The 25,574-nt window shown below is 35.7% G+C and carries 25 protein-coding genes; 13 read left to right on the forward strand and 12 right to left on the reverse strand.

Annotated elements, in window-relative coordinates; all coding sequences use genetic code 11:
• Positions 1-68 precede the first annotated feature (68 nt).
• Positions 69-1,460, forward strand: coding sequence for an alpha-L-fucosidase (locus GJJ64_RS14770; protein ID WP_154288531.1), 1,392 nt, complete (start codon positions 69-71; stop codon positions 1,458-1,460).
• A gap of 153 nt (positions 1,461-1,613) precedes the next feature.
• Here the strand turns inward: GJJ64_RS14770 and GJJ64_RS14775 are convergent, their stop codons facing one another.
• The 11 genes from GJJ64_RS14775 to GJJ64_RS14825 form a co-directional block, all read right to left on the reverse strand.
• Positions 1,614-2,072, reverse strand: a complete 459-nt coding sequence (locus tag GJJ64_RS14775) for a PA2169 family four-helix-bundle protein (RefSeq protein ID WP_154288532.1) — start codon at positions 2,070-2,072, stop codon at positions 1,614-1,616.
• An 82-nt stretch (positions 2,073-2,154) separates the two neighbouring features.
• Complete coding sequence (locus tag GJJ64_RS14780; protein WP_154288533.1) at positions 2,155-2,520, reverse strand: methylglyoxal synthase; 366 nt, start codon at positions 2,518-2,520, stop codon at positions 2,155-2,157.
• Between the two features lie 17 nt (positions 2,521-2,537).
• Positions 2,538-3,770: a nucleoside recognition domain-containing protein gene (locus GJJ64_RS14785; protein WP_154288534.1), complete on the reverse strand. Its 1,233-nt coding sequence runs from the start codon at positions 3,768-3,770 to the stop codon at positions 2,538-2,540.
• 72 nt (positions 3,771-3,842) lie between these two features.
• A complete protein-coding gene (locus tag GJJ64_RS14790; RefSeq protein ID WP_154288535.1) occupies positions 3,843-4,547 on the reverse strand; it encodes a 3'-5' exonuclease in 705 nt (234 codons plus the stop codon).
• 237 nt (positions 4,548-4,784) lie between these two features.
• Entirely contained in the window at positions 4,785-5,192 is a 408-nt protein-coding gene (locus GJJ64_RS14795; protein WP_154288536.1) for a hypothetical protein, read from the reverse strand.
• Between the two features lies 1 nt (position 5,193).
• Positions 5,194-7,755 carry a type I DNA topoisomerase gene (topA, locus tag GJJ64_RS14800; protein ID WP_154288537.1) on the reverse strand — a complete coding sequence of 854 codons (2,562 nt, stop codon included), beginning with the start codon at positions 7,753-7,755 and terminating at the stop codon, positions 5,194-5,196.
• Positions 7,756-7,854: 99 nt separating this feature from the next.
• Entirely contained in the window at positions 7,855-8,529 is a 675-nt protein-coding gene (locus tag GJJ64_RS14805; RefSeq protein WP_154288538.1) for a hypothetical protein, read from the reverse strand.
• 18 nt (positions 8,530-8,547) lie between these two features.
• Positions 8,548-9,636 (reverse strand): tRNA 2-thiouridine(34) synthase MnmA, encoded by a 1,089-nt coding sequence (gene mnmA / locus GJJ64_RS14810; RefSeq protein ID WP_154288539.1) that lies wholly within the window; start codon positions 9,634-9,636, stop codon positions 8,548-8,550.
• 894 nt (positions 9,637-10,530) lie between these two features.
• Entirely contained in the window at positions 10,531-10,692 is a 162-nt protein-coding gene (locus GJJ64_RS14815) for a DUF2188 domain-containing protein (protein WP_229655554.1), read from the reverse strand.
• An 82-nt stretch (positions 10,693-10,774) separates the two neighbouring features.
• Positions 10,775-11,131 (reverse strand): hypothetical protein, encoded by a 357-nt coding sequence (locus GJJ64_RS14820; RefSeq protein WP_149074539.1) that lies wholly within the window; start codon positions 11,129-11,131, stop codon positions 10,775-10,777.
• A complete protein-coding gene (locus GJJ64_RS14825; protein ID WP_154288540.1) occupies positions 11,115-11,915 on the reverse strand; it encodes a type II toxin-antitoxin system antitoxin SocA domain-containing protein in 801 nt (266 codons plus the stop codon). The genes GJJ64_RS14820 and GJJ64_RS14825 overlap by 17 nt, the downstream gene beginning before the upstream one ends.
• 333 nt (positions 11,916-12,248) lie before the next feature.
• Here GJJ64_RS14825 and arr point away from each other — a divergent pair, with 333 nt between their 5' ends.
• From arr to GJJ64_RS14850, 5 genes are all read left to right on the forward strand, one after another.
• On the forward strand, positions 12,249-12,701 hold the full coding sequence (gene arr / locus GJJ64_RS14830) for an NAD(+)--rifampin ADP-ribosyltransferase (RefSeq protein WP_154288541.1): 453 nt from the start codon (positions 12,249-12,251) through the stop codon (positions 12,699-12,701).
• A 23-nt stretch (positions 12,702-12,724) separates the two neighbouring features.
• Positions 12,725-13,138: an ester cyclase gene (locus GJJ64_RS14835; protein ID WP_154288542.1), complete on the forward strand. Its 414-nt coding sequence runs from the start codon at positions 12,725-12,727 to the stop codon at positions 13,136-13,138.
• An 82-nt stretch (positions 13,139-13,220) separates the two neighbouring features.
• Entirely contained in the window at positions 13,221-13,580 is a 360-nt protein-coding gene (locus GJJ64_RS14840; protein WP_149912884.1) for a DUF4180 domain-containing protein, read from the forward strand.
• Positions 13,580-14,272, forward strand: a complete 693-nt coding sequence (locus GJJ64_RS14845; RefSeq protein ID WP_154288543.1) for a formylglycine-generating enzyme family protein — start codon at positions 13,580-13,582, stop codon at positions 14,270-14,272. Before GJJ64_RS14840 ends, GJJ64_RS14845 begins: the two co-directional genes overlap by 1 nt.
• 168 nt (positions 14,273-14,440) lie before the next feature.
• Positions 14,441-15,070: a hypothetical protein gene (locus GJJ64_RS14850; protein ID WP_154288544.1), complete on the forward strand. Its 630-nt coding sequence runs from the start codon at positions 14,441-14,443 to the stop codon at positions 15,068-15,070.
• A gap of 156 nt (positions 15,071-15,226) precedes the next feature.
• Here GJJ64_RS14850 and GJJ64_RS14855 read toward each other — a convergent pair whose 3' ends face one another.
• Positions 15,227-16,813 (reverse strand): IS1182 family transposase, encoded by a 1,587-nt coding sequence (locus GJJ64_RS14855; protein ID WP_229655555.1) that lies wholly within the window; start codon positions 16,811-16,813, stop codon positions 15,227-15,229.
• Between the two features lie 130 nt (positions 16,814-16,943).
• On the opposite strand from GJJ64_RS14855, the gene GJJ64_RS14860 reads away from it, so the two are divergent.
• From GJJ64_RS14860 to GJJ64_RS14890, 7 genes are all read left to right on the forward strand, one after another.
• The gene (locus tag GJJ64_RS14860) at positions 16,944-17,588 is read left to right on the forward strand and encodes a hypothetical protein (RefSeq protein ID WP_154288545.1); all 645 of its coding nucleotides are present in this window, start codon (positions 16,944-16,946) and stop codon (positions 17,586-17,588) included.
• A gap of 344 nt (positions 17,589-17,932) precedes the next feature.
• On the forward strand, positions 17,933-19,111 hold the full coding sequence (locus GJJ64_RS14865) for an acetyl-CoA C-acyltransferase (protein ID WP_154288546.1): 1,179 nt from the start codon (positions 17,933-17,935) through the stop codon (positions 19,109-19,111).
• Positions 19,112-20,008: a hypothetical protein gene (locus tag GJJ64_RS14870; RefSeq protein WP_154288547.1), complete on the forward strand. Its 897-nt coding sequence runs from the start codon at positions 19,112-19,114 to the stop codon at positions 20,006-20,008.
• Positions 20,009-20,223: 215 nt separating this feature from the next.
• Entirely contained in the window at positions 20,224-22,002 is a 1,779-nt protein-coding gene (locus GJJ64_RS14875) for a peptide MFS transporter (protein ID WP_154288548.1), read from the forward strand.
• Between the two features lie 70 nt (positions 22,003-22,072).
• Positions 22,073-23,572, forward strand: a complete 1,500-nt coding sequence (locus GJJ64_RS14880) for a peptide MFS transporter (RefSeq protein ID WP_154288549.1) — start codon at positions 22,073-22,075, stop codon at positions 23,570-23,572.
• Between the two features lie 73 nt (positions 23,573-23,645).
• On the forward strand, positions 23,646-24,383 hold the full coding sequence (locus GJJ64_RS14885; protein ID WP_154288550.1) for a polyprenol monophosphomannose synthase: 738 nt from the start codon (positions 23,646-23,648) through the stop codon (positions 24,381-24,383).
• Positions 24,380-25,453: a GDSL-type esterase/lipase family protein gene (locus GJJ64_RS14890; protein ID WP_154288551.1), complete on the forward strand. Its 1,074-nt coding sequence runs from the start codon at positions 24,380-24,382 to the stop codon at positions 25,451-25,453. The genes GJJ64_RS14885 and GJJ64_RS14890 overlap by 4 nt, the downstream gene beginning before the upstream one ends.
• Positions 25,454-25,574 lie beyond the last annotated feature (121 nt).

Raw genomic sequence — 25,574 nt, forward strand, 5'->3', positions numbered from 1 at the left:
AAAAATTATTTTAAATTAGATAAGTTTTAATATCCAATTATAAAACTACACCAAACCAATTTTAAATAATGAAAAGAAATTTTACCAATTACTGCCTATTTGCAGTTTTTTTATGCTGCCTTAATGTAGGGGCACTTCAAGCCCAATCTTCTAAAGCAGTTACTGCAACAGAAACATCACTAGCAAAAGAAGAACGCTTAAAATGGTGGACTAATGCCCGCTTTGGGATGTTTATTCATTGGGGTTTATATGCATCAGCAGCCAGACATGAGTGGGTGCAGAGTCGTGAAAAAATGGATGCGCAACAATACAGGAAATATTTCGAAGTTTTTAATCCTGATATGTATGACCCAAAGGAATGGGTAAAAAAGGCAAAAGAAGCCGGAATGAAATACGTGGTTATCACTACCAAACACCACGAAGGGTTTTGTCTTTGGGATTCAAAATTTACCGATTATAAAGCTACCAACACACCTATTGCTAAAGATTTGTTAAAGCCTTTTGTTGAGGAGTTACGCTCGCAAGGTTTAAAAGTAGGTTTTTATTATTCTTTGATAGATTGGCATCATCCGGATTTTCCTATTGACAGGATTCACCCTCTAAGCCAAGCAAAAAATATAGAAGAGCTTAATCAAACGAGAGATATCAAAAAATACCAACAGTATCTAAAAAATCAAGTAACAGAGCTTTTAACCAATTACGGTAAAATAGATTTGATATTTTATGATTACTCTTACCCTGGTCCTAATGGAAAAGGAAAGGATGATTGGGACTCACAAGCATTATTAGCATTAACTAGAAAGTTACAACCGCAAATTATTGTTAATGATAGGTTAGACTTAAATGATATGCCTTCGGGTTACGACTATAAAACACCAGAGCAGTTTATGCCAGCCAAATGGCCAACGGTAAACGGTGTACAAGTACCATGGGAAACTTGTCAGACCTTTTCTGGTTCATGGGGTTATTTTAGAGATGAATATTCATGGAAATCAAATAGACAGCTTATTGCGATGCTTATCGAGACAGTTAGTAAAGGCGGTAATTTATTGCTAAATGTAGGTCCTACAGCCAGAGGAGTATTTGATGATAGAGCAGATGAGCGCCTGGAAGGAATAGGTAAGTGGATGAAATATAATAACAGAGCTATTTATGGTTGTACACAAGCACCAGAAACTTTTGAGAAGCCTGCCAATTGTTTATTAACTTATAATGAGAAAACTAAACGTTTATACATTCATGTATTGCAGTGGCCTTTCAAATCTTTACATCTTAAGAATTTTAAAGATAAGTTCTCTTATGCGCAGTTGCTAAATGATGGTTCTGAAATTAAGTTTAAGCAAGATATAAAACCAGGAGGCCATACAACAGAAACGGTAAGCGAAAATGATGTTATTCTAGAATTACCGGTACAAGCTCCAAATACAGAAATCCCAGTTATAGAATTGTTTTTGAAATAGATTAAAAACAAGAGAGGCTGTCTCAAATTACCAATTTGTGTCAGGCTGGGCAGAGTCGAAGCCTTTTCTGAGTATATCAGAGAATATTTCAACTCTGGTCAATTTGATAAATAAGATTTTTGAGACAACCTCTTTCTTTTAATCAGCAAATCCTTAATCAATTTGCTGATTTCTTAAAGCCTTAATTTGATCATGAGATAATCTTAGAGATTGTTTTTGTTCAGAAATCATCGTCATGATGTGACTAGGTAAATCCTCTTCGTTGATGGCAGTTTCATAAGCTTTTTGGGCAGCGTCTTCACCAAACTCACAACTCGCTAAAATAGATTTCCTATCATGCCCAGTAAAAGCAGCTTTAACGTCCATCCAAGCTCTGTAAATTTTGCCACTTGTAGTGGTGTCACTTTCAATATCTGCTCCTAGTACGCTTAATTCTGTAGCTAAAGCCATTTTATAACGATGACTTTCTCTAATCATATCGGCAAATAAAACTTTTAAATCTGCATCTTCGTCTTTTAATTCTTTGATGGCTCTTTCATAGCCCACAATTCTGTCGTTATTGATTTGTACTAAATCATTCAGAATCTCAGTTGTCATTGCAATTGTTTCCATGGTATTTTATGTTTGATGTATACCAAGGTTTGCAATTACTGTTCCAAAGCTTTTGCAAAAGAATAAAATTGGTTTTACACGCTTACTGAATACCTAAAAGCAAAAATTTTGCTGTTGCAGGATTAGTGGCTAATGGTACATTATGTACATCACAAATTCTTAAAAGCATTTGTACATCTGGTTCATGTGGGTGCTTACCTAGCGGGTCTCTAAAGAATAAAATACAATCAAGTTCGCCTTCAGCAGCCATAGCTGCAATTTGAGCATCGCCACCATTAGGTCCGCTTAATTTTTTAGTTACATTAAGACCAGTTCTTTCTATATGCCCGCCGGTTGTACCTGTAGCAACTAAGTCCATTTGTGCTAAAACTTCTTTAAAATCTTTTACAAAAGCCACCATTTCAGCTTTTCTTCCATCATGTGCAATAAGAGCGATACGTTTCTTCATTATATGTTTGTTTGTTGTTATCCGAAAAATATATAAGCTAAAAATATAGCGGCAATTAAACCTACTAAATCGGCAATTAAACCACAAGTAAGTGCATGTCTGGTGTTTTTTATTCCAACCGAACCAAAATATACCGCTAAAACATAAAAAGTAGTTTCTGATGAGCCTTGTATGATACTTGCTAATCTTCCTTGGAAAGAATCAGCTCCGTAAGTGGTCATCACATCAACCATTAAACCTCTAGCACCGCCACCACTCAAAGTTTTCATTAAACCCACAGGCAAGGCAGGTACAAAAGAAGTATCTAAGCCTGCAAGTGCAACTAAGCTTCCTATTCCATTTACCAAATAATCCATACAGCCTGTATTTCTAAAAGCACTAATGGCTACTAATATGGCAATCAAAAATGGGATAATCATCACGGCAGTAGAAAAACCCTCTTTGGCACCATCTATAAAAGCATCGTAAACATTAATTTTTTTAATTGCTCCATAACCAATAAACAGCATGATGATAGAGAAAATCAACAAACCACCAATTAAGCCCGTAATACTTTCTATCTCTTTAGGTGGTAAACCGTTTAAACCAAAATATAAAGCAGCCATTAAACCTGCAAAAAAGCCTAGAAACAATAATACAGGCAGTTTAAAAAGGTTTATTTTTTGATAAATAGCAACAGCAATCATCCCAGAAATGAAGGATATAAAAGTTCCTATTAAAGAAGGGATAAAAATATCTGCGGGGTTAGCAGCGCCATTGGCCAATCTTAAAGCAATAACAGAAGTAGGAATTAAAGTAATACCGGCTGTATTTAATACCAAAAACATGATTTGGGCATTAGTAGCTGTATTTTTATCTGGATTAATTTCCTGAAGTTCTTGCATGGCTTTAAGGCCTACTGGTGTGGCCGCATTGTCTAAGCCGAGCATATTAGCAGAAAAATTCATGATGATAGAGCCGTTAGCCGGATGATTTTTAGGTACACCAGGAAATAATTTGCTAAAGAAAGGATTTACTCCTTTAGCAAATAAAGTTATCATACCTGCTTTTTCCCCAATTTTCATGATACCCAACCAAAATGTCATGATACCTATGAGGCCTAAAGATATTTCTCCGCCGGTTTTTGCACTCTCAAACATTCCGTTCATCACATTGGTGAAAATGGTGGTATCGCCAAAGAAAAAAAGCTTTATACAAGCAACCACAAAAGAAATCAGGAAGAATGCTATCCAAACGTAATTTAATGCCATAATGATTTTTCTGCCTAAAGGTTATAAATTTTTCCGAATTTCTAAACCTTAATAGGCTAGCAATTTAAAATTCTATACTACAATAGTGATGTGCTCGTCTTTTACCATTTCTATACCTTTAAATTTTTGAATTAAACGAGCAGTTGTAATCACGTCCTTTTGGCAATAAGTACTTATCCTTTCTAAGTTTTTCTCGTTCCAATAAACATCACCAACCATACTGCCATCTATATCGTCTTTAGGTGTAGGAATATCAAAAATAGCAGCTAAAAGAGCCAAAGATGTATAGTTCTTATAATCTCCAAACTTCCATAGTTCTAGGGTGTCTAAATGATTAATTTCCCAAGGTTTCTTTCCTGCAATTTGAAGTTGGGCGGGAATAGATAGTCCATTTATGAGCATTCTTCTACATAAATAAGGAAAATCGAATTCTTTACCATTATGAGCACAAAGGATTAAGTTGCTAGGCTGATTATTTAAGAGGTTAATGAAATCTTTTAGTATTTCCACTTCATCATCACAACAAAAAGATTTAACTCGTAACTGAGTATCAGATTTAAAAACTCCTACAGAAATACAAATGATTTTACCAAACTCGGCCCAAATACCGGCTCTTGGATAAAACTCGGCCGGACTTTCGTCTTGCTTACGCTGATACTGGGTCTTTTTATCCCATAGTAATTGTAGGTTTTCTGGTAATTCATGAAAGTTTGGGTACTGAGGAACCGTTTCTATATCTAAAACTAGAAGGCTTTGTAAATCTAATTGAGCTAACATAGGTTTTATAGTTGTTTATCGATTTTTACTAAAATAAAAAAATCCCGGGTTAAGAACTAAACCGGGATGTAGCCAATTAAATAAAGAGGAGAGAGTATCGGTTTAGCCGATGTCATCAATTCATCATTGATACTGCAAATAACAAGAAATTTGGTTAAGACAATTAAGCTCAATAGTTAATCTATTAAGCTTAATTGTTATTTTTTAAGAAGAGGATATTAGAAAAAATGAAGGTTTTTAAACACCAATCATCACTCCTGGCATATTTACCAGTGGGATTTTGATGAAGTTAGATTCTACGATACTTTCTGGTAAGAAAATGAATTTCTTGTCGTAAATATCTCGTCCTATGTAGTAAGACAGCCAATATTCGTTACTTAATCCAAAAACTTGTTCGTCTATCATTTCAATTTTAGCAAAGCTTTTGGCTTCTACGGTAGGAATCATATGCCTCAAAACAGAAGTTTTAACCTCTTCACCATTACGCTCTCCGTAACCTTTAGAAGTTACTAAAACGGTTTCTATAGCCGTTTCTTTGAGGTTAATCAAGTAAACTCCCCATGATTTTGCATGAGGAGTTTCATTTTCTAGCACTACTGCAATAAAAATATCTTCAACCAGATTTTCTGGTAAGTCTTTTTTCATATTACTTTTTTTTCGCTACTGCTTTCTTTGCAGGAGCTTTTTTGGTAGCTTTCTTTGTTTTTGGCTCAAAAGCATCAGGTATTTGCTCGGTAATGAGCTTTTTAACATCTTCTAGAGAGATAGCTGCTAAATCTTCTGGAGTAAATTTCTGGTTGGTGGCTGCATTTTTTCCAAGCTTTAACATTTGTTTTCCAAAGCGGATAAACGGTCCCCAACGGCCATTTTCAATAGCAATTTTCTCGCTTTCCCATTGTTGGATATAACGGTTAGCTTCTTTCTCTATTTTAGCACTAATCAGCTCTTCAATATCTTGCTGACTTAAATTGTCAAAATTATACCTTACCGGGATGTTGATATATAAATCGTTCCATTTAATAAATGGCCCAAATCTGCCTTTACCTTTGGTAACCGGCATATTTCTATACTGCGCTACCGGAGCATCGGTATGTAATTTTTCCTGAATAATGGCAATAGCTCTTTCTTGGTTTACCGTTAACGGATCTTCGTTTTTAGGTAAGGAGATAAAAGTTTCACCCCATTTAACATACGGTCCAAACCTGCCAACACCTACCGAAACTTCTTTACCTTCATAGTCTTCTAAAGAAAAAGGTAGTTTAAAGAGTTCTAAGGCATCTTTTAAAGTAAGAGTTTCTACAGATTGTGCTTTTAATAAACTAGCGTAACGAGGCTTTTCTTCATCCTCTGCTTCGCCTATTTGCACCATTGGGCCAAACTTTCCAATACGGGTATAAACGTTTTTACCTGATGCGGGGTCTACCCCTAATAGGCGTTCTCCGCTAGCTCTATCAGCATTTTTTAAGGTATCTTCTACTTCATTATGAAATGGCTGATAAAAGCTGTGAAGCATTTTTGTCCACTCTTGCAAGCCGTTAGCAATTTCATCAAATTGTTTTTCTACAGATGCTGTGAAGTTAAAATCTACAATATCTTTAAAGTGCTCTACTAAAAAGTCGTTCACAACAGCGCCAATATCTGTAGGGAAAAGCTTCCCTTTTTCTGTTCCGGTAACTTCAGATTTAGTTGTATTTACAATCTGATTGTTTTTAAGCGTGTAAACGCCATAATTTCTGTTTTTTCCTTCACGGTCTTCCCTCACCACATATCCACGGTTTTGTATGGTAGAAATGGTTGGTGCGTAAGTAGATGGTCTGCCAATACCCAATTCTTCTAATTTTTTTACCAAAGAAGCCTCGGTATATCTTGCTGGTGGTCTGCTGAAACGCTCCGTAGCATTCATTTCTACCAATTCTAAGCTTTGGTTAACACTTAAAGGAGGTAAAATAGCATTATTATCATCTTCTAAATGTGCATCACTTTCTTCGTCTTCAGATTCTAGGTATACTTTTAAGAAACCGTCGAATTTCATTACCTCGCCGTTAGCGGTTAAATCTTCTTTTCTTGATGAGATATTGATTTTAGCTGTAGTTTTTTCAAACTGAGCTTCACTCATTTGAGAAGCAATGGCCCTTTTCCAAATCAATTCATACAAACGTTTTTCACTAGCATCACCATCAATACTATGCCATTCAAAATGAGTAGGCCTGATAGCTTCGTGAGCTTCTTGCGCCCCTGCAGATTTTGTTTTAAACGTTCTTTTATGATGGTATTTATTGCCGTATGCGCTGTTAATTTCTCTTTCAGCAGCTTCAATAGCTGTATCAGAAAGGTTAACAGAATCGGTTCTCATGTAAGTAATTTTTCCGGTTTCATATAGTTTCTGAGCCACTGTCATGGTTCTTGAAACCGAAAAACCTAGCTTTCTGCTTGCCTCTTGCTGTAGGGTAGAGGTGGTAAATGGCGGAGCCGGATTTCTTTTGGTTGGCTTGGTATCTAAAGAACTAACTTTAAAACTAGCTCCAATACAATCTTTTAAAAACTGCTCAGCCTCCTCTTTATTGGCATAACGCTGTGGCAGTTCTGCCCTAAAAATCTCTTTTGCTTTACCTGTAGATAAAATAGCAATAATCTTATAAGCAGATTCTGCCGTAAAATGGTTGATTTCTCTTTCTCTATCAACAATTAATCTTACCGCAACAGATTGTACCCTGCCAGCCGAAAGGGAAGGCTTTACCTTTTTCCAAAGTACTGGCGAAAGCTCAAAACCAACTAAACGGTCTAAAACACGTCTGGCTTGTTGGGCATTTACTAAATTATAATCAATTGTTCTTGGGTTTTCAATGGCTTTTAAAATAGCTGGTTTGGTAATCTCATGAAAAACAATACGTTTGGTGTTGCTTTCTTTTAAACCCAATGAATCATACAGATGCCAGGCAATAGCTTCTCCCTCGCGGTCCTCATCGGATGCTAGCCAAATCATTTCTGCTTCTTTTGCTAACTTCTTCAGCTCGGCTACCACCTGTTTTTTATCGGCAGGAATTTCATAGTGCTGTTTAAAATCGTTATCAACTTCAATCGCTCCATCATCTTTCTTCAAATCACGGATATGACCATAACTGGATTTCACCAGAAAGTCTTTGCCTAAATATCCTTCTATAGTTTTGGCTTTCGCCGGAGACTCTACAATCAGTAAGTTTTTCGCCATTAAAAATTGATTTTACCGCAAATAAAGGATAATATATTTTTTATCCCAAAAAAAAGGGATTAAAAACATATTATTTATTTAGTGAAACAGGATTTTTTATTAATTGTTGGCTCTTAACTTAAAAGAATATACAAAGCCGTTTGTGATTCTTCCGTTAGAAATATTTTTGTCAATAGCTTTTACCTCTTTGTTTATCAAACCTATTTCTTTAGCATAGGTTTCTGTAGCAAATTCTTCTCTGATGAGGTTGTTTTCGTCTATTTGCGTAACGGTAAGGGTGCTAGGGTAGCTTGTTCCATTTACTTCTTTTGCTACTTCAAAATCTGTAATGGTATAGCTTTGTTCGCCTATATTATTTCGGCTATTGCCGTTCCATTGTGCTCCAAATTCTGGTGGGAAAATAAGTCTCACAAAAGTTTGGTTATCTAAGGTTTCTTCTGCCGCTCTAATGCTTTTGCTTCTGGCTATGCTTTTCTGGAAAACCCAAGTATTGCTGTTATTTTGTTTTTTGTAGCGCTCTACCCTAAAAATAGTATCTCCACTAAGGCCAATAAAAAAATCGGCAATAGAATCTTTAATTTGAAACTGGAAGTTGGTTACCGAGTTGTTGAAGTTATTATAGTGGGTAGAATCTACATCATAAACCCAAACTTTAGTTTTAGCTAGGGGGTAATACTCGTACTGAAAAGATTTAGGAGCGGCATTTTTTTCTTTGGTGCAACTTAAAACAAGCATTACCATAAATGTTAAAACTGCATAGCCTAATTTTTTCATGCATCTAATTTAATAGATTTACATTAAAAAACCACCGCCTAGCAAATCATTACCTTCATAAAAAACTGCCGATTGCCCCGGTGCAATACCAGAAACAGCATGGTGGAAGTTTACTTTCATGATATTACCTTCTTGGTGGATATGACTAAAAGTACCAGCATCTTTATATCTGATTTTGGTAATGGCTTCTAATGGCTCTGGAATAGCAGCATATTTCACCAAGTTTAAATTTCTTACGCTGGCTTCTGTTTTTTGTAGTTCTTCTTCCTCGCCTAAAACAACAGTATTACTTTCTGGTAAAATTTGGGTAACGTACATAGGTTTACCAAAAGCAACGCCCAAACCTTTTCTTTGCCCTATGGTGTAAAAAGGATAGCCTTTGTGTTTACCCACTTTGGTGCCATTGGTTAAAACAAAATCGCCACCATCTACTTCTTGCTCTAGTGCTGGTACACGGTGTTTTAAAAAGGCTCTGTAATCGTTATCCGGAACAAAGCAAATCTCGTAGCTTTCGCCTTTTTTTGCTAATTCCTCTTGGCCCATATCTAAAGCCATTTGTCTAATTTCTGCTTTGGTAAAAGAACCAAGCGGGAATTTAGTACGAGCTAAATTTTCTTGAGAAACGCCCCATAAAACATAAGACTGGTCTTTGTTTTCGTCTTTACCTTTAGAAATAACATACCTGCCATTGTCTTGCAGACGGATATTAGCATAATGTCCTGTGGCAATAAATTCGCAATCTAGTTTATTGGCTCTTTTAAGTAAAGCTTCCCATTTGATATGTGTATTGCAAAGTACACAAGGGTTTGGTGTACGGCCAGCCAGGTATTCATCCACAAAATTATCAATCACGAAATCGCCAAACTCGTTTCTGATATCTAAAATATAATGCGGAAATCCATATCCTACGGCTAAAGAGCGGGCATCATTGATAGAATCTAAGCTGCAACAGCCGGTTTCCTTAGAATTAGCCCCAGAAGAAGCATAGTCCCATGTTTTCATGGTTAAGCCAATCACCTCATACCCTTGTTCATGTAGCATTACTGCGGCAACAGAACTATCCACACCACCACTCATGGCTACTAATATTCTTCCGTGTTTACTCATTTTTAATTATTTCTGGCTGCAAAGATAATTTTTTATTTTTTGATGAGCAGAATGCGTGTAGTCAGGAGGATGTAAATATGTAGGTGGTTGGTTGGTTGGTTAGTTTGTTAGGTGGTTGGTTTGTTAGTTTGTTAGGTGGTTGGTTTGTTAGTTGCCGGTTTCCAGTTCTGGGTGGTTAGTGTTATTAATTGATTTTTGAATGAGAGAATGATTGAATCAGTTGTCAGTTGCCAGTTGTGAGTTATCAGTTCTGGGTGATGACTTTTCTGTTTTTTTAATTTTTCCTTTTGAATTTTGAATCAGAGAATAATTGATTGAAGCTTTCCGCCTTTAGCTTTTTGCCTTCAACTTTTTTGATTGATTGATTTTTGAATGAGAGATTGATAGATTTTGATTAGTTTCTTATTTTTTAATTTTTAATTTTTCCTTTTGAATTTTGAATCAGAGAATAATTGATTGAAGCTTTCCGCCTTTAGCTTTTTGCCTTCAACTTTTTTGATTGATTGATTTTTGAATGAGAGAATGATTGAATCAGTTATCGGTTGTTGGTTAACAGTTTCCAGTTCTATATGATGACTTTTCTGTTTTTTTAATTTTTCCTTTTGAATTTTCACTCAATTTTACATAGACCTTCTCCGTACCATGTTCGAGACTTGTTCGGGAAATAGCCCCATTTTTCCGAAGGTGTTACGAAGAAGTCTTGGAGAAGCACCGAAGGAAGTATGGATAAAACGTGGATAAAAGGTGGGGTATAGGTGGGCTATACGTGGACTTGTGTTAATAAATTTTCTTGATGATATAGGTTGCTGTAGAAAAGGTTAAACAAACATAATAAATATAGAAGGTATTTAAAACAAAAAGGGGTGGAAATATGAAAAGCTCATTGTATATAGCTTAATGTTTATTATCCTTTGGCGGAAATGGGTCATTTCCGTAACTATTTTTATTTTGAATTTTACCATCTTTACCCAGAATGGTTAATTCAGATTGTTGATTTTTTGCAATCTTTTTTCCAATTTTCAAAGCATCTACTTTAGTGTCGGTTTTTACAGTCAACTTCTAGTTTCTTTGACCTTTTACGCCCCAGCCATCTTTGGTTGGCACAACATATTGATTTTTACCTTTTGCCATTATTTACCTATTTGAAATTATCTGTTATTCTTTTTTTGTCTTCATTTTCCTTGTCATTCTTATGGTACAATTCAATAAAGGTAATTTTTTGTTCTTCAGGAAAGTGAGCATAAATTAATCTCAAACCTGAATTTACTCCTCTTCCTTTTAATGCTTTGCAAGCAATTTTCTTAACCTTTATGATACATGTTTTTAAGCCCAAATTGTCAATACGATAACTAAAAGGAGGACTTTCTCCCGGTTCGTCATTCAAATCCAATTTAACTACTTCCAAGTCTTCTTTGAGTGTTCTGTATTTTTTTAAAAGATTCTTCAAATCCTTTTTAAACTCTGAAAGTTCATCAAATTCAATATGGTTCATCATCTTCATAAACTCTAATTGAATAAGGTGGCCTTCTGTAAAAAGCCAATTCATAATTTATTTCCTCACCATCTTTTGATGCTTTCCAAGGTTTATCACCGTGAGAATAGTTACTAAGCATTGCAGCAGACCAATCACTCATCTGTTCTATTACCCTGTCAATGATTTCTTTTTCACTTGCCTTTAATTCAGTTAAATCTGCTTTTTCTAAAGGTAGATAGCGAGTTTGAGGATAACCGTGATATTCGGTTTTTATTCTTTGCAACTGACCTTTTTCAATCATTTGACCAATGATTATATCTAATTTTTGCGGAACTGGCCCATAAGGTAACTTGCGATATTTTGCGCCTGTTAAATGTTCTTCATACAATTCATAGTAGTTGAAGTCCGAGAAATAGAGTAATTTATAAAGAACCGTTTCGCCAACATTTGGCTTACCTGCACAGCGTTCAAGGATGTATAACAATACATTTTTAAATTTATTGACTTGTAAGGTTGGTACTGAGATACGCTCTTGTTCTTTCTTTACCTTTTTTTCTTCTTTTACATCAACATCTATACTTGTAGAAAAATCCTTAGACATAAAATCGTCTAATGAAAACCCTAAAACCAATGATAGTTTTTGCAATTCGAGTATATCAACACTTCTATTTCCTAACTCAATTTGAGCCAAAGACGGTCGGGAAATTTTGACACTTTTAGCCAAATCTTCCTGAGACAACCCTTTCATTTTACGAAGTTCGGTTATCCTCTGACCTATTTGCTTTTGTGACAATTGTATGTTCATATCAGTTTATGATTCGCTGTTTAGCGGGATAAATATAAGTATTGTTTCAATATAAAGCAAGTGATTGTTTTGTATTGAAACATTTTTAATTTTTGACTTTCAATAAAAATTTACTTACTTAGAATTAAAATCTAAATATGAAAATGCCTGTGGAATTGGATATTAGAGATAATTGTTTTTAAGCTATTTCATAAGTTATTCTTTATATAAAGAACAAACAAAACTTCCGTAATACAACCAGTTTTGGGTGTATTACGGAAGTAAAACTATACATATAAATAAGTTAGCGGGCATTGTAAAGACCGACCAGTCCGAACAAATAAACTTTTGACAATGGAGAATAACGATAATAAATCAATTTCAACAAGCGGACAAGGAGCAACACCTTTCGCTCAGACATACTTTCACGGAACAAAGGCAGACCTAAAAGTTGGCGACTTAATTGAAGTTGGTTTCAACTCTAACTACGGACAACAGAAAAATGTCAAATACATCTTCTTGACAAGGACATTAGACGCTGCAATTTGGGGAGCTGAACTTGCATTTGGTGACGGACGAGAAAGAATTTATTTAGTAGAACCAACAGGAGAAATTGAAAATGACCCGGACTTGACCGACAAGAAATTTCCCGGAAATCCAACACAATCGTACCGTTCAACTAAGCCATTCAGAGTTATTGGAGAAGTAACCGTTTGGCAAGGACACCCAGCCGAACAAGTAAAGACAATGAAAGAACACCTTAAAAAGCTAAAAGAACAAGGCATTAATTCACTCAATGACGAATAGAAAAGATTAATAGTATTCTGCAAATGAAAAGTAACAAAGAAATAGTTTCGGACTTTATCAATGCAACAAATCAAAAAGATTGGGATAAGGTTCTGACTTTAGTTGATAATGATTTCGTAAGACATAGTTCATCTGAACCAAAGCAGATAAAAACAAATATTGAGTTAGTTAAATTTCATCAGGCAGAGTTAGAAACATTCCCCGATTTACAAGAAACAATAATTTTTGCAATTGAAGAAGGCGACTTTGTTGCTGCCAGAATAAATTTTTCGGGAACACAATTAGGACAACTCATAAACTTTCCACCAACTGGTAAAAAACTAACAGCAGACTTCAATTGCTTCTTTCGTGTGACAGAAGGAAAAATTAAAGAAAGTTGGGTTGAGTATGACAACTTAAATGGACTAATTCAACTTGGACACTACAAGATAAATTGAAGAGAATGACGAGAAAAAAGAACAACGACCCGCTAACAGCGGTCATTGTAAAGGACACCGACAAGGAAAAGTAAAACGAAAAATGAAGATTGAAACTCACAATATAAACGACATAAAAATAGCCGAAATAACTTCGGACGAGACAATCATTACCACATCTCAAGATGGGTTGGACTTATTAGGAAACTTATACTATCAAGGCTTTGACAGAATTGTTCTAAATGAAAAAAATATTACACCAAACTTTTTTGACCTAAAAACCGGAATTGCAGGAGAAATTCTTCAAAAATTCTCGACATATCGAGTTCGCTTGGCTATAGTTGGCGACTTCTCTAAATACACAAGCAAAAGTTTAACTGACTTCATATATGAAAGCAACAAAGGCAGACATATCAACTTTATTAATTCAACAACAGAAGCATTAAAAATACTTTCAGCCTAATGAATTTGAACAGCATAAAGATGACTTCAAATATTCTCGTCCAAATGGTTGAAATACCGAAAGGAAGGATTGAATTACGTGATGACAGAACAAAAGAAAAATGGGCTGTAGAAATTGAACCTTTTTTGCTTTACAAGTTTCCTATTACGCAAGACATATATTTTGAAATAACCAATGAAAATCCAAGCACTTTTAAAGGAGATTTACTTCCTGTAGAAACCATAACTTTTAAAGAAGCAGTAATTTTTTGCAATAAAATCTCTGCTCAATTTAACTTGACACCTTGCTATTTAATCCAAGATAAAAACGAAGAAATAATCTTTGAAAAAACAGCGAACGGTTTTCGTTTGCCTACAGAAGCAGAATGGGAATATGCTTGTAAAGCAGGCACAACAGGAATAAGATATGGAGAACTTAATGACATTGCTTGGTACAAAGACAATTCGGAAAATAAAACCCATAACGTTGGACAAAAGACACCAAATGCGTGGGGACTTTATGATATGTTGGGAAACGTGTGGGAATGGTGTTCTGACCTATACGACACAGAAGTTTATGGTTCTTACCGCATTTTTCGTGGTGGCGGATTTTGTGACATAGAAAGGAGTGTAATGGCAACGACACGCAGAAGAAGTCACCCATTAAAATTTAAAATTGACGACCTTGGATTTAGAATTGCGAAAAACAAATAAACTAGAACAACGACCCGCTAACAGCGGTTTTGCAAAAAAGCGGGTGAAGTGGTCATTGAACATTCTACCTCGCATCAACTTTTGTGCTATGTTGAAAGTTTTGAGCTCCGAAATCCGCTTCTTCGCAAAGCCGCAAAACGTTATAGGGCATTTTAAAAGACGACACAATTGACACGAGACTACAAAATATTAAGAATTATTCCGCTGACAATTTTCGGGACTTGGTTCACATACAAATTGTATCAGACATCTCAAGACGACTTCTTTCTTGACGGAATTATTTTGATAGTAATTGCTTTCATTGGTCTTCTAATCTTTATTTGGACAATTCGTAAAGACAGAAAAGAGTTTAAGACTACACAAAAACTGACAAGCTATTTACCTAGCTTTATTGGACTTTTATTTATCCTGACAAACATTGGCTTATTCTATTACCAAGACAGCAAGACAAATGCACCGACTTTAATTAGCGGTTTTTATGACGGTGGTTTTAATGGTTTCTCAGTAGACTTTAAGACAGACGGAAATTACGTAATGGCAAACGGAAGCGGACTTGGACAGAGTTACTTTTATGGGACATACAAGTTGAAAGACAGCATTATTACAATTGACAAATCAAATATTGACAATTGCATAAAGACGAACAAACTTGTTATAAGAACTGAAAGTTATTATCAAAAAGACAGCATTGACCTAATAAAATCAAAAGCTAATTACATTACACAAATTGACGACAAGGGAAATGAAATTGATAGAGAATTTCGGTTTCGTGTGACGGAGGACAACAGAAACAAATGAAAGAAAAAGCGCCCTATAACAGCACCTACAAGAAATTGGTGGTTCAGTGGTTAAAAGAAGCTTTGTGCTTCGTATCAAGTTCAGTGCTAGCAGACAGTTTTGTGCTTCTAAATCGCCAACTTCTTGTAGCCGCGAAACGTCAGTCCGTCTAAAAACCTAAAATAGGTTAAAGTCGAGCTTATCAGGAGTTAAATATAAGCGATTATAGCGCATTAAAAAATCTGTAGTTTTCACTTTTGCTTTCATGCTATAAGAAATAATTGTTGCTGATAAGTGCTTAAAATAAGCCTTCTGTAGCAGCAAAATCAAGACAAGTACTTTGAGGTACTCTTTCAGTAGGTTTTTATCAATAATATTGAATATCCTTCGCAGGTTAAAGGCGGTAAAGATAAGCCCTACATCAGCTGATGCGTGGTTAATGGTTTTCTTTGTCATGATATAATAGAAATCCCACTGCCTTTTGATGATCCCGAAGGGATGCTCTACTATTGCCTGCCGCTTCCGGTAAATTTCTTTGTTAAGCTCGATTCGTTGTTTATTGGCTTCAATCACCTCTGCATGTTCAGTTCGCTCTATCAATCTGCCTGCTTTGTTCTTGGTGCAGCTCTCAAACATTGCACATGCTTTACAGGAAGCAGTTTTATAATGCTTCATCCTGTTGGTGGTTTTTCCATGCTTCTTTAAGTACCATCGGCCATTACTGCTTAAGGTCGCTCCTGCTGGACACGTATATACATCCTGCCCTTTATCATAAGTAAAGTTGGCAACATCAAATGCTATATCCGGAGCATGCGAGGCTACCTCTGGTATAGCTACCATAACTTCAATCCCTTGTTTATCGGCATAAGCAAACTCTGTTCCTGTATGGTAGCCTTTATCGTAAAGCATGGTAAAATCTCGCTTTCCCAATATGGCTTTTGCTCTGCGTACCATATTTCCCATGGCTTTACTATCATTCTGATTGGTTACTTTAAAATCTATCGCTAGATGATATTTGCTATCAACTGTTGCCTGTACATTATAAGCAACCTCTGTAATATTGTTTCGGGTAATCAACTGCCGACTGTCTGGGTCTGAGGTTGAAATCTGTACTTCTCCGCTTTCTTCAAGCGCTTTTTTAAAGCCCAAGTATTTATTCCTTTGCTTATGGTGTTTTGCTATTTTATAGGTCAGTCCTTTTTTATCTGTACTCATACTATCTCCATCTTCTTGAGCTAGCAATGTGTGATACTGCTCTAGCTTATCATCAATGTAAGCGATATGCCTTTCTATTTTTGAAGGATTGAAATTGTTCTTCTTAGAGTTTTGTGCTCGCAGTTTAGTGCTGTCGCCTGCCAACAACTTTCCTCCTATCAGTTCAAAGTTTTTTGCTAATGCTACCGTTGCCGAAAACACTTTGCGAATGGCTTTAGGATTGTCTTTCCTGAAATTAGAAATCGTATTATGGTCTGGTACCAAACCTTTCATCAACCACATCACCTCTATATTACGGCGACATTCTTTTTCCAATTGCCTGGAAGAGCGAGTTCTATTAAGATAACCATAAATAAAAAGCTTTAGTAAATCTGCCGGATCGTACGCAGGACGACCGTTATCTGTAAAATCCATAGCAAATCCATAATCAGACATCTTTATCGTGTTTACAAACAAGTCTATCAAACGAACTTCATGATCTCTTGATATAGCTTGCTCTAAGCAAAAAAACTCGGTTTGGTTTCTATCTATTCCTGTGATGAATTTCATATTACAAAATACCAAAAACACCATAGAAAAAGTACTTTACTTATTAAGAGCCTGTGGAAAAGTTATAGATGGTTTTTAGACAGTTTGACGTTAGCAGTAATTTTAAAACACACAATCCTGACAAGAGACAATGGAATATTTTAGAATGACATATTCGACTGGCAAGGAAATAGGGCGAGACTTTCCTCAACTTCATTGTCTGACACAGATTTACGCTCATCAATTAAGTGCATGGGAATTTCCGTCTTTTGTTCCAAAACTTGAATTTGAGTTAAACAAGACAGCGAAACTTACAGATGTCTTATCTAATGCAGCTATTTCTGGTTTTGGTCTATTAATGAATGACAAAATGAAAGAAACTTTGTCCAAATTTAATTTAATGAAGCATAAGTTTTATGACGCCAAGATAATTATTCCGAAAACCGGAGAAGAAATACCGTTCAATTATTTTCATCCTTGTGACCCAGACTTATCAAGACTACTCGACTATGACAAGTCTGTATTCTATGAAACAAAGTGGACTTCACGAGTTGACATTATCCGAATTAATTCCTACGACCACTACAAGGAATTAAAGTCTCAAGACAAAAAAGCAATGTTTGGGGTTAAACTTGACGAAATATATGTTAATAATCTGTTCGACAAAACACTTGACTTGTTTGTCTTTTTGCCGTTTGCGAACTCAACTTACGTAACAAAAAGACTTAAAGACGAACTTGAAAAAAATAACATAAAAGGACTGACATTTGAAGATGCACCTGAAATTAAAGTATAGAAAAACTACTGCTAACAGGCGTAACTGTTGCACAACTCACAAAATAGTTATATAAAATCATTTTATTAAGTAAAGAAGCGTTATTTAAATCTGATATAAGCGAGGCACATTTTTTTTGTTGTTTTATTGTTTGTAAAAAAAGCGAGTCTCTAAAAGGCTTATTTTAGTTCAGATATAAAGGGTTTAAGAAATTAAGTTTGATATGCTGATTTAGCTTTAATACATCCACACTTAGGGTATGAGATTTAGACTTCATACCTTTAACTTCATTATCTCTCTAATTCTCCACACATCATTCAAAATCAACAATAATATCACTAAATTGCTTCAACCAATTTTTAAGCATGAGAGAAGTAGTCATTGTTTCGGCAGTAAGAACGCCTATAGGAAGTTTCGGAGGGAGTTTAGCAAGCTTTACCGCTACCCAGTTAGGTGGTTTTGCCATTAAAGGCGCTTTAGACCAGATAGGTTTAGAGGCCAATAAGGTAGAAGAAGTTTATATGGGTAATGTGCTTTCTGCCAATATTGGGCAAGCACCGGCTACACAAGCGGCAAAATTCGCAGGCTTGCCTGATATTCCGGCAACTACTATCAATAAAGTATGTGCATCGGGTATGAAAGCGGTGATGTTAGCTGCACAAGCCATAGCCTCAGGAGATAAAGATATTGTTGTGGCAGGCGGTATGGAGAGCATGAGTAATGTGCCGTATTACTTAGATAAAGCAAGAAATGGTTATCGACTGGGGCATGGCCAGTTGACAGATGGTTTGGTAAAAGATGGTTTGTGGGATGTTTATAACAATTACCACATGGGTAACGCAGCAGAACTTTGCGCTAGCGAATGTAACATCAGTAGGGAAGAGCAGGATGCTTATGCCATACAATCTTATAAAAGGTCTCAACAAGCCACTGCTGATGGTTTGTTTGCAGATGAAATCATCCCGATAAGGCTAACAGATAAAAAAGGGAATGAAATAGCTATAGCTACAGATGAAGAAATTTCTCAAGTATTTTTTGATAAAATCCCTAACCTAAAACCAGTATTTAAAAAAGATGGTACCGTTACAGCTGCCAATGCCTCTACCTTAAATGATGGTGCAGCAGCCCTTATTTTAATGAGCAAAGAAAAAGCATTAGCATTAGGTTTAACGCCTTTAGCCCAGATTGTTTCTTTTGCAGATGCGCAGCAAAGTCCAGAATGGTTTACTACAGCTCCGGCAAAAGCAATTCCTTTAGCATTGCAAAAGGCAAGCTTAAAAATATCAGATATTGATTATTTTGAAATTAACGAAGCTTTTTCTGTGGTGGCTTTAGCAAATAATCAGGCTTTAAGTTTAGCAGAAAATAAAGTAAATATTAAAGGTGGGGCAGTATCTTTGGGGCATCCACTGGGGGCGTCGGGTGCTCGTATCTTGGTAACGCTTATCCATATATTAAAACAAAATAATGCTCGTTATGGTGTTGCTGGTATTTGCAACGGCGGTGGTGGTGCTAGTGCTATAGTTATTCAAAATCATACATAAATGAAGTTTTACAGTATTTTAACTGTCTTATTTTTAGGGTTTCATAGCCTTTTTGCTCAGCTTAAGCCAGAAACGATGCAGAGTTACGAGCTTAGCCTTCAAAAGTTAGGAGAAGTGATGACTAACGATTCGCTAGAGCAAAATCGCATCAAAGCGAATTACCAATTTGTAAGAACTTTAATCAGTGCTTTAAAAGAGAAAAATTCTTTTGCTTATCCATTTGATAGTCTATCCACCTACATCACAGTGAAGACTGCTGATGATAAAAAGTTTAAACTCTTCACTTGGTTTTTGATGTTAGATGATGGTTCTTTTAGGTATTATGGCGCTATACAATTGAATAATCCTAATCAGTTAGAACTTATCCCGCTAACAGATAACACTTCTGAAATACTTGATAACAGTCTGATTTTATCTAATAAGCAATGGTACGGGGCAGTTTATTATCAAATTATACCGGTTTTAGGCATCAAAGACCCTTATTATATTTTGTTAGGATGGAAGGGTAAATCTTTAACCACTTCATCTAAAGTAATAGAGATACTATCTTTCAGTGGAAAAGATGCTGTTTTTGGAAAGCCTGTTTTACAGGATGATGCAAAAAGTAAACTCTTTTTAAACCGTAAAGTATTTGATTATAGCAGTAGCGTTTCTATGCTATTACGTTACGTAAAAGACGATAAATTGATTGTTTTAGACCATTTGGCAGCACCAAATGAAGAGGCCTCTGGCATAGCCTCTATGTATGGGCCCGATTTAAGTTACGATGCTTACCGTTTTAAAAATGGTAAATGGCAATTGCAGGAAAATGTAAAACTGCAAAACAGCCCTGATATTAGTGATGAACTGTTTATAGACCCTACAAAATTGGCTCCACCTGTTAATCAGCAGAAGTAAGTCAAATTTGTAATATTTTCGTTTCTCAAGAATACAAGTTATACAATTACATAGCAATTAATTAATATTGAAATAGTAGAGGTTGTCTCAAAGCAACTATATTGTCAGGCTGAGCGGAGTCGAAGCCTTTTTTGGGTAAGTCAGTAAACATTTCGACTCCGCTCAATGTGACAAAAAAATTGAGATAATAATTTTCAAATTATCCTTAGATATTTATGGCTAGTACGCATCTTCAATCTTCAGAAGAAGATTTTTTTAAATCTAAAGTTTTAGGGCATCCGGCAGGGCTTTTTGTACTCTTTTTTACCGAAATGTGGGAACGCTTTTCTTATTACGGAATGCGAGCCTTATTGGTACTGTTTCTAACCTCGTCTATCATGGGTGATAACCCAGGTTGGGGCTGGCCACGTGAACATGCTTTGGCCATTTATGGTTCTTACACTTCTTTTGCTTACCTCACACCCATTTTAGGTGGTTATATTGCCGATAGAATTATTGGTTATCGCTGGGCTGTAGTTGTTGGCGCTTTACTAATGACTTTAGGCCATTTGTCTATGGCGATAGAGGTAGATCCAATTTTTATGTATCTGGGTTTAGCTTTATTGGTGTTTGGTAACGGTTTTTTTAAACCTAACATGACTTCTATCATCGCACAGATGTATAAAAATTATCCTGAAAAGAAAGATGGTGCTTATACCATTTTCTATATGGGTGTAAATTCTGGAGCCTTTTTAGGGATGCTTTTATGCGGTTATATAGGCGAAAGTCCGGATTGGGGTTGGAGCTATGGTTTCGGTTTAGCCGGAATTTTTATGCTGATAGGTATGCTGCAATTTTACTTTACACAAAATATTTTTGGTGATATTGGCTTAAAGCCGATAAAAGAAGAGGCCTCAAATATAGCTGGTGCAGCGGTAAATGATGATGAAAAACTGAATCCATTCTCTAAGTTTGATTTAGCGATTATAGGCTTGATATCTATCATCGGCCTAACGTGGGTTATTAATGATCCGGTATCAAAAATCACCAGTTTAAATGCTTTTAATTTTGAGTTTGTGGGTTTAAGCGGTAGCAATTTCATGATTATCACCGCTTTGGTATTATTCTTATTCATCTTAATCAAAAGAATTTCGCAATACACACCTATTTTAAAAGATAAAATGATTGCAGTGATCATCTTAGCTTTCATCACTATTTTCTTTTGGGCTTCTTTTGAGCAGGCTGGTGGCTCTATGACCATTTTCGCTAGTGATTATACTGCCCGTGTTTTAACAGGCGATTATAAACTGATTTTTAATATTGCCAATACCCTTATAACAGTAGTGCCTTTAATCATCATTTCCTATGTTTTATTTAAGCTTTTCGCTAATACTTTTAAAAGATTTGCTTTAGGAAATATCATCTTGGCTATAGGTTTTATCATCGTTTGGGTAATTGTTATTTACATGTTATCTCAGCAGTATAGCGATGTGAAATCTGAAGTTCCGGCAACTTGGTTTGGCGTTTTAAACTCTTTATTCATCATCAGTTGTGCACCTTTGGTTTCTAAAGTTTGGGAAAGTAAGTATAACCCGCCTGCAACGGTTAAAAACGGTGTAGGGATGATGTTATTAGGAACCGGTTTTGCAGTTTTAGCTTATGGTGCAAGTGATATTCCACAAGGGGCACAAACAGCAGCAGTTAGTATGATTTGGTTAGTGTTGGCATACTTTTTCCATACCATGGGCGAGCTTTGTATATCTCCAGTAGGTTTATCTTACGTAAGTAAACTAGTACCGGGTAGGATGATAGCCATTATGTTTGGTATTTGGTATTTAGCTATTGCTATAGGTAATAAAATAGCAGGTACCATGGGAGGGATGATAGACCAGATTACGGCTAACTACTCTATGTCGGCCTTCTTTTTAATCTTTACTATTATTCCAGTTGCTTTAGGGGTATTTATTATTTTACTAACACCATTATTGAAAAAATTAATGCATGGGGTAAAATAATCGGCTTTTAATATTTATAAAATCCAGCTAAATTCAATATCTTTCAAAAACACACTAACAAAACGATTGAATGGAAAAGCAAAAAGAATTATTTGGCCATCCCATAGGGCTATATATCTTGTTTCTTACAGAAATGTGGGAACGCTTCAGTTATTATGGTATGAGAGCCATTTTGGTACTTTATCTAGTAGCTAAAACAAGCGATTTAAATGCAGGTTTAGGATGGACAGAAGGCGAGGCTTATGCACTTTACGGTTGGTATACCATGTTTGTTTATGTGGCCTCTATCCCAGGTGGTATTATAGCTGATAAATATTTAGGTCAAAAGAAATCGGTAATGCTAGGCGGTTGGTTATTGGTTGCGGGGCATGGTATTTTAGCTATTGAGCAAATGTGGGCTTTTTATACAGGCTTAATATTAATTGTTGCCGGTGTAGGATGCTTAAAACCTAATATTTCTACTATGGTAGGCGGTTTATATGCCAATGGCGATAGAAGAAAAGATATGGGTTTCTATATTTTTTATATGGGGATAAATCTTGGTGCTGCTATTTCTGCTTTAGCCGTTGGTTATGTTGGCGAAACTTATGGCTGGCATTATGGCTTTGGGATGGCAGGTGTGGGTATGGCTTTAGGCCAAATGGTGTACCTATACGGACAAAAATATTTAACTCATGTTGGGGATTTAGCTGTGGTAGAGAAAACCTCTGGCGAGCCTCAACAAAATTTGTTTCTAGACATCTTTAAAAAGAAAAACTCTCTGTTCTCAACCCTAGCAGTTTTAGCTTTAGGATTAGTTGTTTTTGCAACTTCTAGCTGGCAATATGGCTTGTTAATTATGGGCTTAAGCTTTGCCGTAGGGGTTGCTATGGTGATGTATAACGAGTGTAATGCCATAGAAAAAGATAGGATGAAAGTTGTTTTTCTATCTTTTTTAATCATTATTGTTTTTTGGGGAGCTTTTGAACAAGCAGGCGGTTTAATGAATGTTTATGCCGACCAAAAAACCAACCGTATGATAGGTTTAAGTTTCTTACCTGAAGTTCCGGCATCTTGGTTCCAAAGTGTGAATGCTATTTTTATTTTACTTTTTGCTACCCTAGTGGGTACTTTTTGGATAAAATGGGCTAAAGCAGGTAAAGAAGCCTCTTCTATTTTTAAAATGGCCGTTGGAGTGATCATCATGGGGTCGGGCTTTTTGTTTATGACAGCTGCCGCTTTAGAATATCAAGAAGTTGGTAAATCTGCTATGCACTGGTTAATTCTAGCTTATTTATTTCATACCATTGGCGAGCTTTGTGCATCTCCGGTTGCACTTTCTTTCATCACCAAGCTATCGCCAGAAAGGTATGTAGCTTTTATGATGGGTGCTTACTTTGCAGCTACTGGTTTAGGAAATAAAGTTGCTGGTATTTTATCAGAAGCATCTGCAGAAGCTGGCGAGCTTACTATTTTTGCGGGCATTGCTATCTTTTGTGTGCTATTTGGTTTATTGGTCTTCTTAATTATTAAGCCTTTAAAGAGACTTACACATGGTGCAGAAGAAGGTCTAGAACCAGCAACACATTAATACGATAAAAAGAGAATAAGAATTGATGTATAAGCTTCCAAAAATGTATTTTTGGAAGCTAAAAATTTACAAATTGTCTGATAGCTTAGTTATAATTCCTACCTATAATGAAAAAGAGAATATTGAAAAAGTTATTCACAAGGTTTTTTCATTAGCTCAGCCTTTTCATGTTTTAATTATTGATGATGGCTCGCCGGATGGTACAGCATCTATTGTTAAACATTTGCAAAGCATATATCCCGAAAGGCTTTTTATAGAAGAGCGCAGCGGAAAGCAAGGTTTAGGCACTGCTTACATACATGGTTTTAAGTGGGCTTTAAACCACACTTATGAATTTATTTTTGAGATGGATGCCGATTTCTCTCATAACCCTGATGATTTAGTTCGGTTAAGAGAAGCTTGTGTAGCTGGGGCTGATGTTGCTATAGGTTCTAGATATATTAAAGGTGTAAATGTGGTAAATTGGCCTATGGGCAGGGTTCTGATGTCTTATTTTGCATCGGTATATGTTCGTTTAATTACAGGTATTGATATACAGGATGCTACGGCTGGTTTTAAATGTTACCGTAAACAAGTTTTAGCAACTATAGAGTTTCATAAGATAAAATTTGTGGGTTATGCCTTCCAAATAGAAATGAAATTTACAGCCATTAAACACGGTTTTAATGTGATAGAAATTCCTATCATTTTTACGGATAGGACTGAGGGGACTTCTAAAATGTCGACTAAAATCTTCAGAGAAGCTTTTTTAGGGGTGATTGAAATGAAAATAAGAAGTTGGTTTAGAACTTATAAGCAGAAATCAAAATGAAAAAGTGCTTCCTTATATTCTTTATTTGGATCATTAACTATACTTCTTTTGCACAACAAAAATTAAATCCGCAGCATAAAGCTATTGCATATCAAGGGAGAATTAAAAAAGATAAAGCTATTGCTGAGTTATATTGGTCGGCCACAAGTGTAAAGCTTAATTTTAAGGGGAGTGCAATCTCAGCAACATTTCAAGACGAAACTGGGAACAATTATTATAATATCATTATAGATGGTGATAGTAGCTATATTTTTAGACCAGAAAAAGTAAAGAAAACTTATATACTTGTCCAAAACTTAAAGCCTGGTAAACATCAAATAGAAGTTTTTAAAAGAACAGAATGGACAAGGGGTAAAACCTTGTTTTACGGGTTTGATATACCGAAGAATGCTAAAGTTTTACCTGTTGATAAACCTAAAACAAGAAAAATGGAGTTTTACGGGAATTCTATTACAGCGGGTTATGCGGTTGAAGATTTTTCTGGTAATGATTCTCCTGATAGTACTTTTACCAATGCTTATTTGAGTTATGCTCATTTAACGGCAAAGCATTTTAATGCGCAATATCATAGCATTTGTAGAAGTGGCATAGGTATCATGATTAGCTGGTTCCCTTTGATTATGCCACAAATGTATGATCGTTTAGATCCTAACGATGCCTCAAGTAAATGGGATTTTAAGCAGTATACACCAGATGTAGTAATTGTTAATTTATTCCAGAACGACTCTTGGCTAGTAAAGAAAACCAATACCGAAGGCTTTAAAGCTACTTTTGGAACACAGCCACCTACAGAAGATTTCATCATCAAATCCTATCAAAATTTCTTAACATCCATCAGAAATAAATATCCTAAAGCTAAGCTAGTATGTATTTTAGGAAATATGGATATCACCAGAGAGGGCTCGCCTTGGCCTGCTTATGTTAAAAAAGCGGTAGCTGGTTTAAAAGACGAAAAGATTTATACACATTTTATTCCTTACAAGAATTCGGGTGGGCATCCTAGTATCAAAGAGCAGCAAGATTTAGCAAACAGTTTGATTGAATTTTTAGCGGGAAAGATGAACTGGTAAATATTTATGAAGAATTATTGAAAATAAAACTTTGATATTTCTACAGGCTTTTCAATCATAAACCTGATATAAGCGGATACCGGCCTTGTGTTTAATGACTGGCAGGCGTATGAGCGTTTAG

The sequence above is a fragment of the Pedobacter puniceum genome, from assembly GCF_009674685.1.
Taxonomy (GTDB): domain Bacteria; phylum Bacteroidota; class Bacteroidia; order Sphingobacteriales; family Sphingobacteriaceae; genus Pseudopedobacter; species Pseudopedobacter puniceum.